Annotated in this window: 12 protein-coding genes and 1 pseudogene; 9 read left to right on the top strand and 4 right to left on the bottom strand. The window is 61.1% G+C overall.

Annotated elements, in window-relative coordinates:
• The 8 genes from KVG91_RS02630 to KVG91_RS02595 all read left to right on the top strand — a co-directional run bounded on the left by KVG91_RS02630 (position 1) and on the right by KVG91_RS02595 (position 9,263).
• Positions 1 to 381, top strand: a complete 381-nt coding sequence (locus KVG91_RS02630) for a hypothetical protein (protein ID WP_169375539.1) — start codon at positions 1 to 3, stop codon at positions 379 to 381.
• A gap of 114 nt (positions 382 to 495) precedes the next feature.
• A complete protein-coding gene (locus tag KVG91_RS02625; RefSeq protein ID WP_169375540.1) occupies positions 496 to 1,938 on the top strand; it encodes a hypothetical protein in 1,443 nt (480 codons plus the stop codon).
• 372 nt (positions 1,939 to 2,310) lie between these two features.
• Complete coding sequence (locus KVG91_RS02620) at positions 2,311 to 3,234, top strand: substrate-binding domain-containing protein (RefSeq protein WP_169374356.1); 924 nt, start codon at positions 2,311 to 2,313, stop codon at positions 3,232 to 3,234.
• 63 nt (positions 3,235 to 3,297) lie between these two features.
• Positions 3,298 to 4,806 (top strand): sugar ABC transporter ATP-binding protein, encoded by a 1,509-nt coding sequence (locus tag KVG91_RS02615; protein ID WP_169374357.1) that lies wholly within the window; start codon positions 3,298 to 3,300, stop codon positions 4,804 to 4,806.
• Entirely contained in the window at positions 4,772 to 5,764 is a 993-nt protein-coding gene (locus KVG91_RS02610; protein WP_169374358.1) for an ABC transporter permease, read from the top strand. Before KVG91_RS02615 ends, KVG91_RS02610 begins: the two co-directional genes overlap by 35 nt.
• Before the next feature lie 24 nt (positions 5,765 to 5,788).
• Complete coding sequence (locus tag KVG91_RS02605; protein WP_169374359.1) at positions 5,789 to 6,868, top strand: alcohol dehydrogenase catalytic domain-containing protein; 1,080 nt, start codon at positions 5,789 to 5,791, stop codon at positions 6,866 to 6,868.
• A gap of 2 nt (positions 6,869 to 6,870) precedes the next feature.
• Positions 6,871 to 8,397, top strand: a complete 1,527-nt coding sequence (locus KVG91_RS02600; RefSeq protein WP_169374360.1) for an FGGY-family carbohydrate kinase — start codon at positions 6,871 to 6,873, stop codon at positions 8,395 to 8,397.
• Positions 8,398 to 8,537: 140 nt separating this feature from the next.
• Positions 8,538 to 9,263: an SDR family oxidoreductase gene (locus KVG91_RS02595; protein ID WP_169374361.1), complete on the top strand. Its 726-nt coding sequence runs from the start codon at positions 8,538 to 8,540 to the stop codon at positions 9,261 to 9,263.
• Here KVG91_RS02595 and KVG91_RS02590 read toward each other — a convergent pair.
• From KVG91_RS02590 to KVG91_RS02575, 4 genes are all read right to left on the bottom strand, one after another.
• Complete coding sequence (locus tag KVG91_RS02590) at positions 9,260 to 10,264, bottom strand: LacI family DNA-binding transcriptional regulator (protein WP_076950922.1); 1,005 nt, start codon at positions 10,262 to 10,264, stop codon at positions 9,260 to 9,262. The two genes, KVG91_RS02595 and KVG91_RS02590, sit on opposite strands and share 4 nt — an antisense overlap.
• 58 nt (positions 10,265 to 10,322) lie before the next feature.
• Positions 10,323 to 11,186, bottom strand: coding sequence for a LysR family transcriptional regulator (locus KVG91_RS02585; RefSeq protein ID WP_169374362.1), 864 nt, complete (start codon positions 11,184 to 11,186; stop codon positions 10,323 to 10,325).
• Between the two features lie 235 nt (positions 11,187 to 11,421).
• Positions 11,422 to 12,768 (bottom strand): glutamine synthetase family protein, encoded by a 1,347-nt coding sequence (locus KVG91_RS02580; RefSeq protein ID WP_169374363.1) that lies wholly within the window; start codon positions 12,766 to 12,768, stop codon positions 11,422 to 11,424.
• Between the two features lie 11 nt (positions 12,769 to 12,779).
• A complete protein-coding gene (locus KVG91_RS02575) occupies positions 12,780 to 13,337 on the bottom strand; it encodes a helix-turn-helix domain-containing protein (RefSeq protein ID WP_169374364.1) in 558 nt (185 codons plus the stop codon).
• A gap of 1,289 nt (positions 13,338 to 14,626) precedes the next feature.
• Here KVG91_RS02575 and KVG91_RS02570 point away from each other — a divergent pair.
• Positions 14,627 to 14,840, top strand: a pseudogene (locus KVG91_RS02570) (RcnB family protein); the annotation flags it as partial.
• Between the last annotated feature and the right edge of the window lie 17 nt (positions 14,841 to 14,857).

Here is a 14,857-nt window from a genome sequence, read left to right as displayed (position 1 = left end):
ATGGGTTTTTTTCTCGTCTACACCATTGTGTGGTTTGTTTGGCTGTTCGTTTCTTTGGGGGTGATGATTTTTGCTGAATATAAAAAGCTCGACGAAGTGGAAAGTTACTTCAGTGAAAACGAAAGGGTCCGCGACAATAAGCGCTTCTGGAGCCGAAATCAGTGGATCGACAGGCAGTATCGCATGTTGCTGCTTTCTGAATTTTTTTCCGACTCAAAGCACTATTTGAAAGCCGGTGTTGTGACTGAGGCCGAACTGGCGTCTGTTCCTTTAGCACTCAAGCGCTGGATGGTGTGGCCTTATTACATCGGCTACGTTTGGGTCCTCGAGACGGCAGTCTGGGCCTTGTGGCGCTGGTGGTGCGACATCCCCATTCCATAGGGTTAGTGTTTTTCATCAAAAAATACTGTACATGCGTACAGCATTATCCTACATTCCATCCCAGGTGACCGGATGTCACCTGACCTTCAGTTTTTAACTATGGATGGATAAAAAATGAAATCGAAAAAAGCCTTTATGCTCGGCGCGGCCCTGGCGGCCTCCTGCTTCGTTTCGGCCTTTGCCCTGGCCGAGCAAACCCCTCAAAGACTCAGCGCAGAAGCGGTCAGGCAGGCCGTGGACAAAGCGCTCAAATCCGGCGGCAAGCTGGACGCGGCAACGGTCCCGGCCAGCCTCAAGCAAAAACTTCAGGCGGCCCAGACCGGCCAGTCCAAGGCTGTCACCCAGACGGTCAAGACTGCGCCTTTCACCACCGTGATCGGCGAGCTGAAAAAACCGAGCCAGGCCGCGCCGAAAAGTGCTGCCGTCGCTGCCTTCGAGCCGCTGTTCCCCACCCTGGACATCAATACCCTCTACACCATTGACGGTGTAGGGCAGGGTGAGGAGTTCGCCTATCACTTCAACCTGGCGCAGAACGCGCGGATCCAGGTGCAACTGGTTAATCAGAGCGCGGGCACCGATATGTCGCTGACGCTGTTCCAGGACGACGGCCAGGGTAACCTCAGCGTAGTGGGTTCATCGGACGCCGCGGGCAGTGCCGATGAATACCTCGACGGTGTGTTGCCGGCCGGTGATTACTACTGGTACATGGTGGCCAAGGTGGCGAGCAGCTCGCAGTTCAGCTTTGGCGTGGCGGTAGACGCCAACATCGATGCCTACGAGCCCAACGACACGGCGCAGACAGCCTTTGTGCTGCCGGACTCGATGAACAAGGTCACTGGCAACCTCGACAACGCCAACGATGTCGATTACTTCGACTTCAAGGCGGTGCGCGGCCAAAGTGTGAGCATGTACCTGGCCGGCGACGAGAGCGGCAGCCGTGAGCAGTGGGTGTTCGACCGTTTCGATGGCACCAGCTGGGTCACCGTGCCAGCCGGCTCCACCTCGACTTACCCGAGCGTCACGCCGGGCACTACCGTGAAGGTGCGTGTGCGGGCCAATCCTGCCGTGGCACAGGACCCGACCAAGGCCTATCAGCTGAGCCTGGGTTCCACACCGCGTTTGAACACCTCGGACGTGAAGGGGGACAACATCGTGCGGGTTCCGGCATCGATATACTGGATGGCGACCCAGGCCGCACGGACCTTGACCTGGTCCACCAACTGGTCCGACTCCACGGGTACACCACTGCTGGGTGTCACGCCGGTGTTGCGTGTCGACAAGCACTTCGAGGGGGCCGATTTCAATTGGACCGACTTCAAGGCCACCACCGACAGTTCGGGCACGTCCAAGGCCACCGCCGGTCTGGGTGAGTGCTTCGGCGAAAACCGTGTGCAGTTCGCGGATAGCAGCACGGGCGTTTCCTACAACTGGGACACTACCTTCAACTTCGGTGGCTGGCGTATCGAGCTGGACGAGTTTCCAGGTGTGGGCGTGGGGGGCGACAACGTGCCTTACGTGACCTTCGGGCATATCTGCAGCCAAAACATCATCCATTGAATCAGCGGTGTAAATAAAAGGGGGGCAGCCTGGCAGGGCTGTCCCCTTTTTGCTTCTTGAACGACTGAAAAGTATCCCTGTAGTGAGCGGGCTTGTCCCGCGCTGGGTGGCGAAGCCGCCCCAATAAAGGCATCGCCGAGCTTCAGGTAGAATCCGGTCGCCTGGTTTGGGGCGGCTTCGCCACCCAGCGCGGGACAAGCCCGCTCACTACGAAGATGTGTAGATACCTATGCTCATCGGGGGCAAGCCCCTCCCTTCGTACCTAGACTGACCAATGGCCCCTTGCGCAGCCCTCATTTCCTTGCTAGCTTCTGACAAAATGTTAACGATAACATTTGCTCTAAAAATAAAAACAAAACAGAGAACCACGCCATGAAAATGCTCTCGAAAACCCTGTGTTTATTGGCTGTAAGCATCACCCTCGGCACCGCTGCTCCCGCTTTTGCCGAGGCTGCCAAGCCGATCCGCATCGGCGCCTCCTTCCAGGAAATCAACAACCCCTATTTCGTCACCATGAAAAACGCCCTGGAAGAAGCCGGGGCGACCATCGGCGCGACATTGATCATCACCGACGCCCGTCATGACGTGTCCAAGCAGGTCAGTGACGTCGAAGACATGCTGCAAAAAGGCATCGATATCCTGCTGATCAACCCCACCGATTCGGTGGGTGTGCAGTCGGCCGTCAAATCCGCCCACGCCGCCGGTGTGGTGGTGGTGGCGGTAGATGCCCAGGCGGAAGGGCCGCTGGACTCCTTTGTCGGTTCGAAAAACTTCGACGCCGGCTTCCAGGCCTGTGAATACCTGGCCAAGAACATCGGCGGCAAAGGCAATATCGCGATCCTCGACGGCATCGCCGTGGTGCCGATCCTGGAGCGCGTGCGCGGTTGCAAAGAGGCGGTGGCCAAGCATCCGGACATGAAGATTGTCAGCATCCAGAACGGCAAGCAGGAACGTGACCAGGCGCTGACCGTTACCGAGAACATGCTGCAGGCCCAGCCCACCCTCAAGGGCATTTTCAGCGTGAATGACAACGGCTCGCTCGGCGCATTGTCCGCCATCGAGGCCAGTGGCATGGACGTGAAACTGGTCAGCGTCGACGGCGCGCCGGAAGCGATCAAGGCGATCCAGAAGCCCGGCAGCAAGTTCATCGCCACCTCGGCGCAATACCCGCGCGATCAGATCCGCCTCGCCCTCGGCATCGCCCTGGCCAAGAAGTGGGGCGCGCAGGTGCCGGCCACGGTTCCGGTGGACATCACCCTGATCGACCAGGCCAAGGCCAAGGATTTCAGCTGGTAAGTCACCCAGGTCCCACGCAACCCGTGGGGCTTGAGGTTTCCTTCTGAATACGAGGTCGGCGGCATGAGCAGTCTTCTGAAGCTGGAAAACATCTGTAAGCGTTACCCGGGCGTACAAGCGCTCAAGTCCATCAACCTGCAGGTCGAGCGCGGCGAGATCCATGCCTTGCTCGGCGAAAACGGCGCGGGCAAGTCCACCCTGATGAAAGTCCTCGGCGGCGTCGAGCATCAGGACGAAGGCCGGATTCTGATCGACGGCCAGGCGCAGCACTTTTCGACTTACCGCGACGCGATTGCGGCCGGCATCGGCATTGTGTTCCAGGAATTCAGCCTGATTCCCTACCTCACGGCGGTGGAAAACATCTTCCTCGGCCACGAGTTGAGCAACCGTTTCGGCCTGTTGCGTAAGCGCGAAATGGTTGAGGCCTCCGAGGCCTTGTTCAAGCGCCTGGGCGTCAGCATTAACCTGCAATGTGCGGTCAAGCACCTGAGCGTGGCCGAGCAGCAGTTCGTCGAAATCGCCAAGGCCCTGGCCCTGGATGCGCGCCTGCTGGTGCTCGATGAACCCACCGCAACCCTCACGCCCAGCGAAGCCGAGCTGCTGTTCGGGATCATGCGCGAGCTCAAGCGCCAGGGCGTGGCGGTGATTTTTATCTCCCATCACCTGGAGGAGATTTTCCAGGTGTGCGACCGCATCAGCGTGTTGCGCGACGGTGGCAACGTGGGCGTCACCGAGGTGGCCGACAGCGACATCGACCGCCTGGTCGAGATGATGGTCGGGCGTCGCCTGGAATGCAGCTTTCCGCCCAAGCCCACTACCGAACGCGGCCCGCTGCTGCTGGAGGTCAAGCACATCCAGCTGGTGCGCAATGGCCCGCGCAACAGTTTCCAACTGCACAAGGGCGAGATCCTCGGCTTTGCCGGATTGGTCGGCTCCGGCCGCACCGAACTGGCCCTGGGCATGATGGGCGCGTTGCCGTCGGTGAGCAAAGACGTGTGGCTGCGCGGCGAAAAAATCACCCTCGACGACCCGGCGCAAGCGCTCGCCCACGGCATCGGCCTGCTCCCGGAAAGCCGCAAGAGCGAAGGGCTGATCACCGACTTCAGCATTCGTGAAAATATCTCGCTGAACAACCTGCCCAAATACCAGAACGCCGCGGGCCTGATCGACAAAAGCCGCGAATGCGCAAGCGTCGAGGGCCTGATGAAGCAACTGTCGATCAAAGCCCCGAGCAGCGAAAGCCGGGTGTTCAACCTCAGCGGCGGCAACCAGCAAAAGGTCGTGATCGCGCGCTGGATCAACCACCACTGCGACGTGCTGGTGTTCGACGAACCCACCCGTGGCATCGACGTCGGCGCCAAGGCGCAGATCTACGCGCTGATGCGCAGCCTCACCGAACAGGGCTACGCAATCATCATGATTTCTTCCGAATTGCCGGAAGTCATCGGCATGTGCGACCGCGTCGCGGTGTTTCACAAGGGCGCCATCGTTAAGGTACTGGAAGCGTCCGCCGTCAATCCTCAAGAGGTCATGCGCCATGCAACAGGGGGCTCAAGTGAATCCGTCCATTAGTACCGGCGACAGCAGCCGGTTGCGCCTGAACCTGGCGCGGCTGCTGCGTTCGCCGGCGTTTTATCCGTTTGTGGGGCTGGTGGTAGTGACGCTGGTGATGATCCTCGCCAGCGACACCTTCCTCACCGCCAGCAACCTGTCGAACATCGCCCGCCAGGTGTCGATCAACGCAATTATCGCGGTGGGCATGACCTGCGTGATTCTCACTGGCGGCATCGATTTGTCGGTGGGGCCGGTGATGGCGCTGTCCGGCACGCTCACCGCCGGCTTGATGGTCGCCGGCCTGCCGCCAGGCCTCGCGATTGGCGTGGGGATGCTGGTCGGCGTGGCCTTCGGCATCGGCAACGGCCTGTTCGTGGCCTACCTGCACATGCCGCCGATCATCGTCACCCTCGCGACCATGGGCATCGCCCGGGGCCTGGGCCTGATGTACACCGACGGCTACCCGATTTCCGGGTTGCCGGACTGGTTTGCGTTCTTTGGCCGCGAAAGCCTGTTCGGCATCCAGGTGCCGATCCTGATCATGCTGATCACCTACCTGGCCGCCTATGTGCTGCTGCAACACACGCGCATCGGCCGTTACATCTATGCCATCGGCGGCAATGAAGAAGCGGTGCGTTTGTCCGGCGTACGGGCGGCGCGCTTCAAGTTGCTGGTGTACGGCATCAGCGGCCTCACGGCGGCGATTGCCGGGCTGGTATTAACCTCACGCCTGATGAGCGGCCAGCCGAATGCCGGCGTGTCGTTCGAACTGGATGCGATTGCCGCCGTGGTGCTGGGCGGCGCGTCGATTGCCGGCGGGCGCGGGGTGATTGTGGGCACGTTGCTCGGCGCCATGCTGCTGGGCGTGTTGAACAACGGGCTGAACATGCTCGGCGTATCGCCCTACGTCCAGAGCGTCATCAAGGGCGGGATCATTTTGCTGGCGATCTTTATCAGCCGTCAGCGCCATCAATAAACTCCTCAAGACAGGTCAGAAATCATGGACAAGCTCACCCAAATGCAAGCCGTCGTCTGCCACGGCCCCAAAGACTATCGCCTGGAACGCATCGGCAAACCCCAGGCGCGCGCCAATGAACTGGTGATCCGCATCGCCGCCTGTGGCATCTGCGCCAGTGACTGCAAGTGCCATTCGGGCGCGGCGATGTTCTGGGGCGGCGACAACCCGTGGGTCAAGGCGCCGGTGGTGCCGGGGCACGAGTTTTTTGGCTATGTGGAGCAAGTGGGCGAGGGCGCCGCAGAGCACTTCGAGGTCGCGGTGGGCGACAAGGTGATCGCCGAGCAGATCGTGCCGTGCGCCAAGTGCCGCTTCTGTAAATCCGGCAAGTACTGGATGTGCGAAGTGCACAACATCTTCGGCTTCCAGCGTGAAGTGGCCGAAGGCGGCATGGCGCAGTACATGCGCATTCCCAAGACGGCCATCGTGCACAAGATTCCCGAATCGGTGTCGCTGGAAGACTCGGCGCTGGTGGAGCCCATGGCGTGCTCGATCCACACGGTCAACCGCGGCGATGTCCAGCTCGACGACGTGGTGGTGATCGCCGGTGCCGGCACCCTCGGGTTGTGCATGGTCCAGGTCGCTGCGTTGAAAACCCCGAAGAAACTGGTGGTGATCGACATGGTCGACGAGCGCCTGGAACTGGCGAAAAAATTCGGCGCCGACGTGGTGATCAACCCGACGCGCGACAATGCCCGCGCGATCATCAACGGCCTGACCGACAACTACGGTTGTGACGTGTACATCGAAACCACCGGCGTGCCGGCCGGCGTGACCCAGGGCCTGGATCTGATCCGCAAGCTCGGGCGCTTCGTCGAGTTCAGCGTGTTCGGCGCCGAGACCAGCGTCGACTGGTCGATCATCGGCGACCGCAAGGAACTGGACGTGCGCGGCGCCCACCTCGGGCCTTACTGCTACCCGATCGCCATCGATCTGTTCGAGCGCGGCTTGGTGACGTCCAAAGGCATCGTCACCCATGACTTCCCGCTGGATGATTACGCCGAAGCGTTCGAGTTGGCCAACTCGACCAAGTCGATCAAGGTGCTGTTGAAGCCGGTGGCCTGACGATGAACTACGTGATGGGTGTCGACATAGGGACCCAGAGCACCAAGGCGCTGCTGGTCGATGCGCAAGGCGCGATCATCGCTCAGCACAGTCAGGGGTATCGCGTGGATACCCCGAAAGTGCGCTGGGCCGAGCAATGGCCGCAGGTCTGGCTGGACGCCGTCGAGGCCTGTGTGTCGCAGTGCATGGCCAAGGCCGGCGTGGCGGCGCACCAGGTCAAGGCGCTGTGCATCAGCAGCCTGTATGGCGGCTCGGGGATTGCGGTGGATGCGCAGATGACACCGCTGCACCCGTGCCTGATCTGGATGGACCGCCGCGCCGGCGAACAGGTGGCCTGGGTGCGCGAGCAGGTGGACCTTGAACGCTTGTTCGAGGTCACCGGCAACTCGGTGGACAGCTACTACGGGTTTACCAAGATGCTCTGGCTCAAACAGCACCAGCCGCAGGTGTGGGCGCACACCCGTTACCTGCTGCCGCCCAACAGTTATATCAACTGGTGCCTCACGGGTGAGCTCGCGGTGGACCATAGCAGTGCCGGCAATATCGGCGGTGTCTACGACGTGAAGGCGCGCGGCTGGTCCGGCGAGATGCTCGATGCACTGGGCATACCGCAGGCGATGATGCCTGAACGCCTGGTGTATTCCGGTGAAGTGGTCGGTGGCTTGTTGCAAGACTGGGCATTGCGTCTGGGCCTGCAGGCCGGCACGCCGATCCTGGCCGGCGGCGTCGATGCGGCCATGGCCACGTTGGCGGCGGGCGTTACGCAGCCGGGTAACCATGTGGCGATGATCGGCACCAGCATGTGTTGGGGCTACCTGAACCAACAAGTGGACGCCCATCACGGCTTGGTCAGCATGCCCCATGTCTACAACGGCCACCGCGACCTGTACATCTTCGGCGGCGCGATCACGGCCGGCGCTTCGGTCAGCTGGTTTCGCGAGCAGTTCTGCCAGGCCGAGGAGCAACAGGCCAAGGCATCCGGCCAGGACAGCCTGGTGCTGCTGGAACAGAGCGCGATGAACGTCCCGGCGGGCAGCGAAGGCTTGCTGTTCCTGCCGTACCTGATGGGCGAACGCAGCCCGGTGTGGGATGACCGCGCCAGTGGCAGTTTTGTCGGGCTGAACCTGTATCACAGCCGTATTCACCTGTACCGCGCCGTGCTTGAAGGGGTCAGTTTTGCCCTGCGGCATAACATCGAAGCCGGCACCCGCGGCGCGCTGGACCCGCGTTTGATCGTGGTGGGCGGCGCGAGCCATTCGGACCTGTGGATGCAGATCATTGCGGACGTGACGCGGTACCCGGTGTACACGATTGTCCAGGAGGTGGAGGCGGCGTTGGGGGCGGCGTTGTTGGCGGCGCATACGGTGGGGTTGGTGAGTGATGGCGCGATGGAGAAGGGCTGGGTGCAGCTGGCGTTGAGGGCTGAGCCGAAGGCGGAACATGTCGAGGCGTATGACCTGGCGTTTGCCGAGTACCTGAAACTGTATCCCGCCTTGAAACCGATCATGCACAACCTGCAAACCCACTGATTCACCACGGTCTGAAAAATGTGGGAGCTGGCTTGCCTGCGATAGCGGTGTATCAGTCGCAAATGTGCTGGCTGAACCACCGCTATCGCAGGCAAGCCAGCTCCCACATTGGATCTTCATTGTTTTTGAGATATCTATTCATGAACGCAACCTTTGACTTCACCCACCACCGCATCCTCGTCACCGGCGCCAGCAGCGGCATTGGCCGCGAAATCGCCCTGCAGTTGATTGCCAGCGGCGCCGAGGTCTTTGCCCTTGGCCGCGACGCGCAGGCCCTGGCCCGGCTCGGTTGCCATACCCTGTGCCTGGACATCGCCGACAGCGCCGCCCTCGACACAGCCCTGCAAGATCTGCCGCCGTTGCACGGCCTGGTCAATTGCGCCGGCATTTCGCGGCTGGAGCCGGCGGCGGCGATCAGCGCCGAGGCGTTCGACCAGGTGATGAACGTCAACGCCCGCGCCGCCGCGCAAGTCGCCAGTCGAGTGGCGACCAAGATGATCAAGGCACAGATCGCCGGCAGCATCGTCAACGTCTCCAGCCAGGCCGCGCTGGTGGCGCTGGACGATCACCTCGGTTACTGCGCGTCCAAGGCGGCGCTGGATGCGATCACCCGCGTGCAATGCGCCGAATGGGGGCGCTTCGGAATTCGCGTCAACAGCGTCAACCCTACGGTCACGCTGACGCCGATGGCGGCTATGGCCTGGTCCGAGCCGTCCAAGCGCGACCCGGCGCTGGCGGCCATACCGTTGGGGCGTTTTGCCGAAACCGTGGAAGTCGCCTTGCCGGTACTGTTCCTGCTGAGCCGCGCCGCCAGCATGATCAGCGGCGTCAGCCTGCCCATCGACGGCGGCTACACCAGCCGCTAGCCGTTTTCCAGGCGACCGGCGATCACCACCTTGTCCCGTGGCTTGTGCGGGTCTTGCAGGCGGTCAAGCAACAGGCGCACCGCACTGCTGCCGGCCAGCGACGCATCATGGGCCACGCAGGCGATGGGCACGCCGAAGATATCGGCGAAGGGCAGGCGGTCGATGCCGCAGATGGTCAGGCTGTCGTGGGGGATGTTGTGCATGCGCAATGCGCGCAGCGCGCCGAGGGTGATCAGTTGGTTGAAGCCCATGATCGCGTCCGGCGCCGCGTGCTCGGCGAGGTAGTCGAGGGTATGCAGGTAGGACGGCATCAGCGTGTAGTCGCCGGCCTGCACTTCGACCTGCACCTGGGGGTGTTCGGCCAGCACTTCGCGCAGGCCCTTGAGGCGCTCGACGGTGATGCGCGAGTGCTCGGGCCCGGTCAGCACCAGCAGGCGCTTGAGATCGGGTGTCTGACGCAACAGGTAATGCGCGGCCTGGATGCCGCTGTGGTAGTTGTCGAGCACCACGCGGCTGAACGGGCTGTCATGCAGCGTGCGGTCAAGCAGTACCACCGGGGTCTTGCCGTTGCCCAGGCGTTCCAGGTAGTCGGGTTGGTAGCTCGGCTCGTCGGAGACCGGCGACAGGATGATCCCCGCCACGCGGTAGCCCAGCAGGGTGTCTACCGCCTTGCTTTCCAGTTCTTCCAGCTCGTCGGTGTCCACCAGCATGATGGTGTAGCCGTGCTGCTTGGCCTCACGGGAAATCGCCTTGATCATTTCGCTGTAGAACGGGTTGTCCACGGACGCGGTGATCACGCCGATGATCAGGCTTTCACTGCGCTTGAGCCCGCGCGCGAAGGCGTTGGGCACGTAATCCAGCTCGCGGGCCACTTCGAGGATGCGGGCCAGGGTGGCGGGCTTGACCAGGTCGGGTTTGCTCAGCGCACGGGACACGGTGATGGTGGTCATGCCGACGCGTTTGGCGATGTCGCTGATGGTGACGGGCTTTTTCTTGTTCATCGATAAGGCTGCGAAAGGACACACCCGCAGGCTAGCATGCGCGCGGGTACAGGGTGGTTCAAATCAACGGGTCCCAGCGCTGTGACCAGTCACTTTCGGCCTTGACCACTTCGCGCAGCAACGTCAGCGCCTGTTGCAACACCGCCGAATCCCGCGCCCGCGAATACACCAGGTAGGTGGGGAAACTGAATTCCGGCGCCTTGGGCACACGCTGCATCACGCCGCTGTCCAGGTAGCTCTGCACCACGCGGGTACGGAAATAGCCGGCGCCGCCGTTCTCCAGGATGTACTGCAACGCCAGCGGCCCGAGGTTGAAACTCAGCGCAGCGCGAGCCTTGTCGGGCAGCGCGGCGTCATGCTGCTGGCGAAAGCCCGGGCCCCAGTCGATATACACATAGGGGTCCGGCTTGCTGACCAACTGCACCAGGATCAGTTTTTCTTCCAGCACCTGCTCCACTTGCAAGCCCGGCCAGTATTGCGGTTGGAACACCAGGGCGGCGTCGAGGACACCCAGCTCCAGTTGGCGCAGCAGGTAGTCGCCTTCACGCACTTCGGTGCGCAGCGCGTGCCCCGGGATGTGCTGGCGCAGGGCCTGGGCCCAGCCAAGCATCAATGGATTGCACAGGCTGACCTCGCCACCGATGTGCAGCACATTGCGATAGCCCTCCGGCAACGGCAGGTCACGCTTGGCGGCTTCCCAGGTTTGCAGCAACTGGTTGGCGTACACCACGAACGCCTCGCCGTCGGCGGTCAGCCTGGCACCTGCGCGGTTGCGCACGAACAGCGTGCTGCCGAGCTGGTTTTCCAGGTTTTTCACCCGTGCGGTGATGGCGGTCTGGGTGACGTGCAGTTTCTCGGCGGCGGCGGCCAGGCTGCCGCAGCGGGTGATTTCGAGGAAGGTGCGTGCCAGTTCGATGTCCATGAAGCCCCCGGGAGATGAAGGGACGCATTGTAGAGTGATGGCGGCCTTCGGGCCGACGGTTTTTTGCGTCTGACCGAGTACCTATCCGTTGCTGCGGTGACGGCTACTTAGGGTTGCGCAAGGGCGAAACCAATCGCCGCCGTGATCCAAAAAACGGATATGTCCAAAATCGCGGCGCACCGCTCAGGGGGGGGCTGCACCGGCGCCAGGCTCGCTGAGGTGATTCCATGGGGGATTAGAGAAACCAGCGATATTCGCGCGCATGGATCTCCTGCTGGAAGGCCAGGTGATCCTGGCGTTTGTTCTCGCAATACACGTCGACAAATTCAGCCCCCAGCTTATCGCGCAACACCGGCTGATGCTGCATGGCGCGTACGGCGTCGAGCATTTCCAGGGGAAAGTCGGTGCCGCTGGTGCGGTCTTCGTTCAGCGGCGCAATGGGTTCGCGCTTGGCTTGCAGGCCATGCTCCAGGCCGATCAGGATGGCTGCGAGCACCAGGTACGGATTGGCGTCGGCACTGGCCAGGCGGTGCTCGATGCGCAGGTTGCGCGGGTCGGACTCGGGGATGCGCACGCAGGCGTCGCGGTCTTCAAAGCCCCAGCTGGCGCGAGTCGCCGCATTCACCGTGGCGCCGAGGCGGCGAAAAGCGTTGTGGTTGGGCGAGAAGATCGGCATGCAATGGGGCAGTAATTCCAGGCAACCGGCCACCGCATGGCGCAGCGCCTGTTGCTGGTGCGCCGCCAGCAGGTTGTTGCCCGCGCCGTCATACAGGCTCACATGCACATGCATGCCGCTGCCGGGGTGTTGCAGATAGGGTTTGGCCATGAAACTGGCGCGGTAGCCGTGTTTGCGCGCCACGCCGCGGGTGCTGCGACAGAACAGGGCCGCCCAGTCGGCCGCGCGCAGGCCATCGCTGTCGTGGCCGAAGTTGATCTCGAACTGGCCCGGGCCGATTTCGGCGGTGATCACCGTGATATCGATGCCTTGGTCCTTGGCGGTCCGGGCCATGTCATCGAGCACTTCGCTGAAGCGTGACAGCCGTTCGATATGCAGGTTGGGTTGATCGTCCGCGTCACCGCTCAGCGGGTCACGGGCGAATTGCGGCAGGCCGTTGGCGAGTTTTTTGTCAAACAGATAGAACTCCAGCTCGAACGCCACCACCGGGTGGATGCCCTTGTGCTGCAGGCGCTCCAGCACCTTGGCCAGCACTTCGCGGGGCTCGAATTCGATGGGGGCATCGGTGCCGTCCGAGGTGATCAGCATCTGGCCCAGTGGCTGCGATTCCCAGCTCACTGGCTTGAGCGTGCCCGGTACCAAGCGACGGTTGGCATCCGGGTCGCCGTCGTTGAAGCAATAGTCGCCAATCTTGAACAACCCGCCCTGGGCGCCCAGCAGCACGGCGTTTTGCGGCAACTTCAACGGGCTGCCGGCGGCGACTTTTTCCAGCATCTCGATGGGGTAACGCTTGCCGTAGAAATGCCCGGGAATGTCCAGGGCGATCAGGTCGACATAACGCACGTCTGGATGGTTCTGGCGAAAGCTCCGTACTTCGGCCAACAGTGCTGTGGAATGGCTTTTCACGGGTGTTGCTCCTAGTTGTAAACCCACAGCACGCGGGCGGGCAGGTCAGTCAGGTTGGCATAGCGGCATTGGGCGAAGCTGGCCAGGTGGAAGCTGTCGCCTGGGCCGAGGGTGACGGCGTCGCCTTCACCCTCGACCCACAGCGTCAACTGGCCCTCCAGCACAAAACCCGCCTGTTCGGCGCGGTCGCTCATGGTGTGTTCGCCGCTGTTGGCACCGGGGGCCAACAGGCTATCGAGCATTGAAAAGGCCCCGGTCATGCTTGGCGAGACGAGAATGTCGGTGATGCCATTGGCGTAATACAGCGTGCGCCGTTCGTTGGGACGGGTGATCCAATCCACGGCCTTGGGTTTGGGCTGGCTGTAGAAATAGGTAGTGGGCACGTCGAGGGCGTGGCTGATGGCGGTCAAATCGGCCACGGTCGGGCGCGACAGGCCGCGTTCGACCTGGGACACGAAACCCACCGAACGCTCGATTTTTTGTGCGAGCTGGGCGAGGGTCAGCTTCTTGTGCTTGCGCAGGTCGTGGATCAGCGCGGCGAGGGTGGCGAGTTTTTCTTGTTGGCTCATGAAATTTATTTCGATTAATTTCATGAAAATTTACAGGATTTATTTCACGTGGGCAATGCCTTCATTCGACCCAGAGCCAGGTGTGGGCGGCAGGCACATTTCCATGGATAGTTTTTGATTGATTGGACGTTCCCACTTGGTTAGTGAGAACGCCCTTAACCACAGTACTTTCCTTTATATAACGTCAACGCTAAAAAGTACCCCGGTCTGCCCATGGACGTCCAAAGACCTTCTCCCAGTGTGCGATGTACTCCGGACTGCCCACTGTCCAAGTGGGTGCATTGGTGATATTCCCCGACGAATCTACTACACCGCCCGGTACCAAGGTTCCCGGCACTGCGCCGCCTGGCATTGCGCCGCCCGGCACTGCGCCGCCTGGCACTGCGCCGCCCGGCACTACGCCGCCCGGCACTGCGCCGCCTGGCACTGCGCCGCCCGGCACTGCGCCGCCCGGCACTACGCCGCCCGGCACTACGCCGCCCGGCACTACGCCGCCCGGCACTACGCCGCCAGGTACCACGCCGCCAGGTACTACATGATATTGGGGGACTTCTCCAGTATAAGCCGACATAACGGGATTGTTGCTGGCGTCGCCTGACATGCCAAACACGCCGCCGCTCGTTGGCAGAACACTATTACGACTACCGGTTAAGTTTACGGGCACGAACCCGAGAGTTTTCACGACAAACCCCAACGTTTTCTCCTTGGACTGAGTAGGAGGCAATGGTGGAGTGGAGGTGGAGGATGGTGGATCCGGTACCCAACTGATATCCGCAGGATCCGCAGTCTCAGTAGAGCCGTCTTGATGTGTAAAGGACACCGCGTCGTCATTGATGTCAGTAAGTTGTCCTACTCGCGTTGTACCAAAAAGCTCGTAGCTTATAAAATCACCTTTTCTGAAAGTTACTAAGTAGGTGCGCGGTTCATTTACGTAATCATAGATACGAGCCATTTCTTCTGCTCCAAAGTAATAGATATAGAGTGCTAAATTGCTTTCGCAAGCATAGGACTATGTGTGTTTTCCGAATCGAGGCTGTCGATGATTGTGCATCCTCAATATATTAAGAGTATTGGTTTTTATAGTTGCCGCGCCACTGTTATATTTGACAGTTTTTTAAATCGATTCGAATGGTATTCGATAGCAAAAAACAATAAGGGAGTAGGCAGTACTTCAATATTTTTCTCAGTGATAAATAGATCAATTTTCCTCAGCTCCCCTCTGCCATGGAGTTCTCAAGGACTGCGCGAATCACCCGATGTTTGGATTTGCTCAGGCTCAATCCAAGTGAATGATCCCGCGCGCCACCGGCCTGTCCACCGCCAGCTTTGTAGTGCAAGCCGGCGATACCCCCCAGTAAACCGTGCAGCCTTCGAATATCAACACCCGTGACCTGAAAGAAGGTGACCGTGCCCCGGATATCCTGATGCGCAAGAAATCGGCTGTCAGTGACTGGAAAAAAGCGCGGTCTCAAGCAGCCCGAGGAAGACAGCCAATGGGCGCGGGCGCGACGAGGCCTGAT

The sequence above is a fragment of the Pseudomonas azadiae genome (assembly GCF_019145355.1).
Taxonomy (GTDB): domain Bacteria; phylum Pseudomonadota; class Gammaproteobacteria; order Pseudomonadales; family Pseudomonadaceae; genus Aquipseudomonas; species Aquipseudomonas azadiae.
The sequence above is the reverse complement of the archived record's forward strand: the minus strand, read 5'-3'. Positions and strand labels throughout refer to the sequence as shown.

Excerpts from the sequence above, each read along its gene's own strand:
- KVG91_RS02630 (WP_169375539.1), top strand. The coding sequence starts at position 1 with ATGGGTTTTTTTCTCGTCTACACCATTGTGTGGTTTGTTTGGCTGTTC.
- KVG91_RS02625 (WP_169375540.1), top strand. The coding sequence starts at position 496 with ATGAAATCGAAAAAAGCCTTTATGCTCGGCGCGGCCCTGGCGGCCTCC.
- KVG91_RS02620 (WP_169374356.1), top strand. The coding sequence starts at position 2,311 with ATGAAAATGCTCTCGAAAACCCTGTGTTTATTGGCTGTAAGCATCACC.
- KVG91_RS02615 (WP_169374357.1), top strand. The coding sequence starts at position 3,298 with ATGAGCAGTCTTCTGAAGCTGGAAAACATCTGTAAGCGTTACCCGGGC.
- KVG91_RS02610 (WP_169374358.1), top strand. The coding sequence starts at position 4,772 with ATGCAACAGGGGGCTCAAGTGAATCCGTCCATTAGTACCGGCGACAGC.
- KVG91_RS02605 (WP_169374359.1), top strand. The coding sequence starts at position 5,789 with ATGGACAAGCTCACCCAAATGCAAGCCGTCGTCTGCCACGGCCCCAAA.
- KVG91_RS02600 (WP_169374360.1), top strand. The coding sequence starts at position 6,871 with ATGAACTACGTGATGGGTGTCGACATAGGGACCCAGAGCACCAAGGCG.
- KVG91_RS02595 (WP_169374361.1), top strand. The coding sequence starts at position 8,538 with ATGAACGCAACCTTTGACTTCACCCACCACCGCATCCTCGTCACCGGC.
- KVG91_RS02590 (WP_076950922.1), bottom strand. The coding sequence starts at position 10,264 with ATGAACAAGAAAAAGCCCGTCACCATCAGCGACATCGCCAAACGCGTC.
- KVG91_RS02585 (WP_169374362.1), bottom strand. The coding sequence starts at position 11,186 with ATGGACATCGAACTGGCACGCACCTTCCTCGAAATCACCCGCTGCGGC.
- KVG91_RS02575 (WP_169374364.1), bottom strand. The coding sequence starts at position 13,337 with ATGAGCCAACAAGAAAAACTCGCCACCCTCGCCGCGCTGATCCACGAC.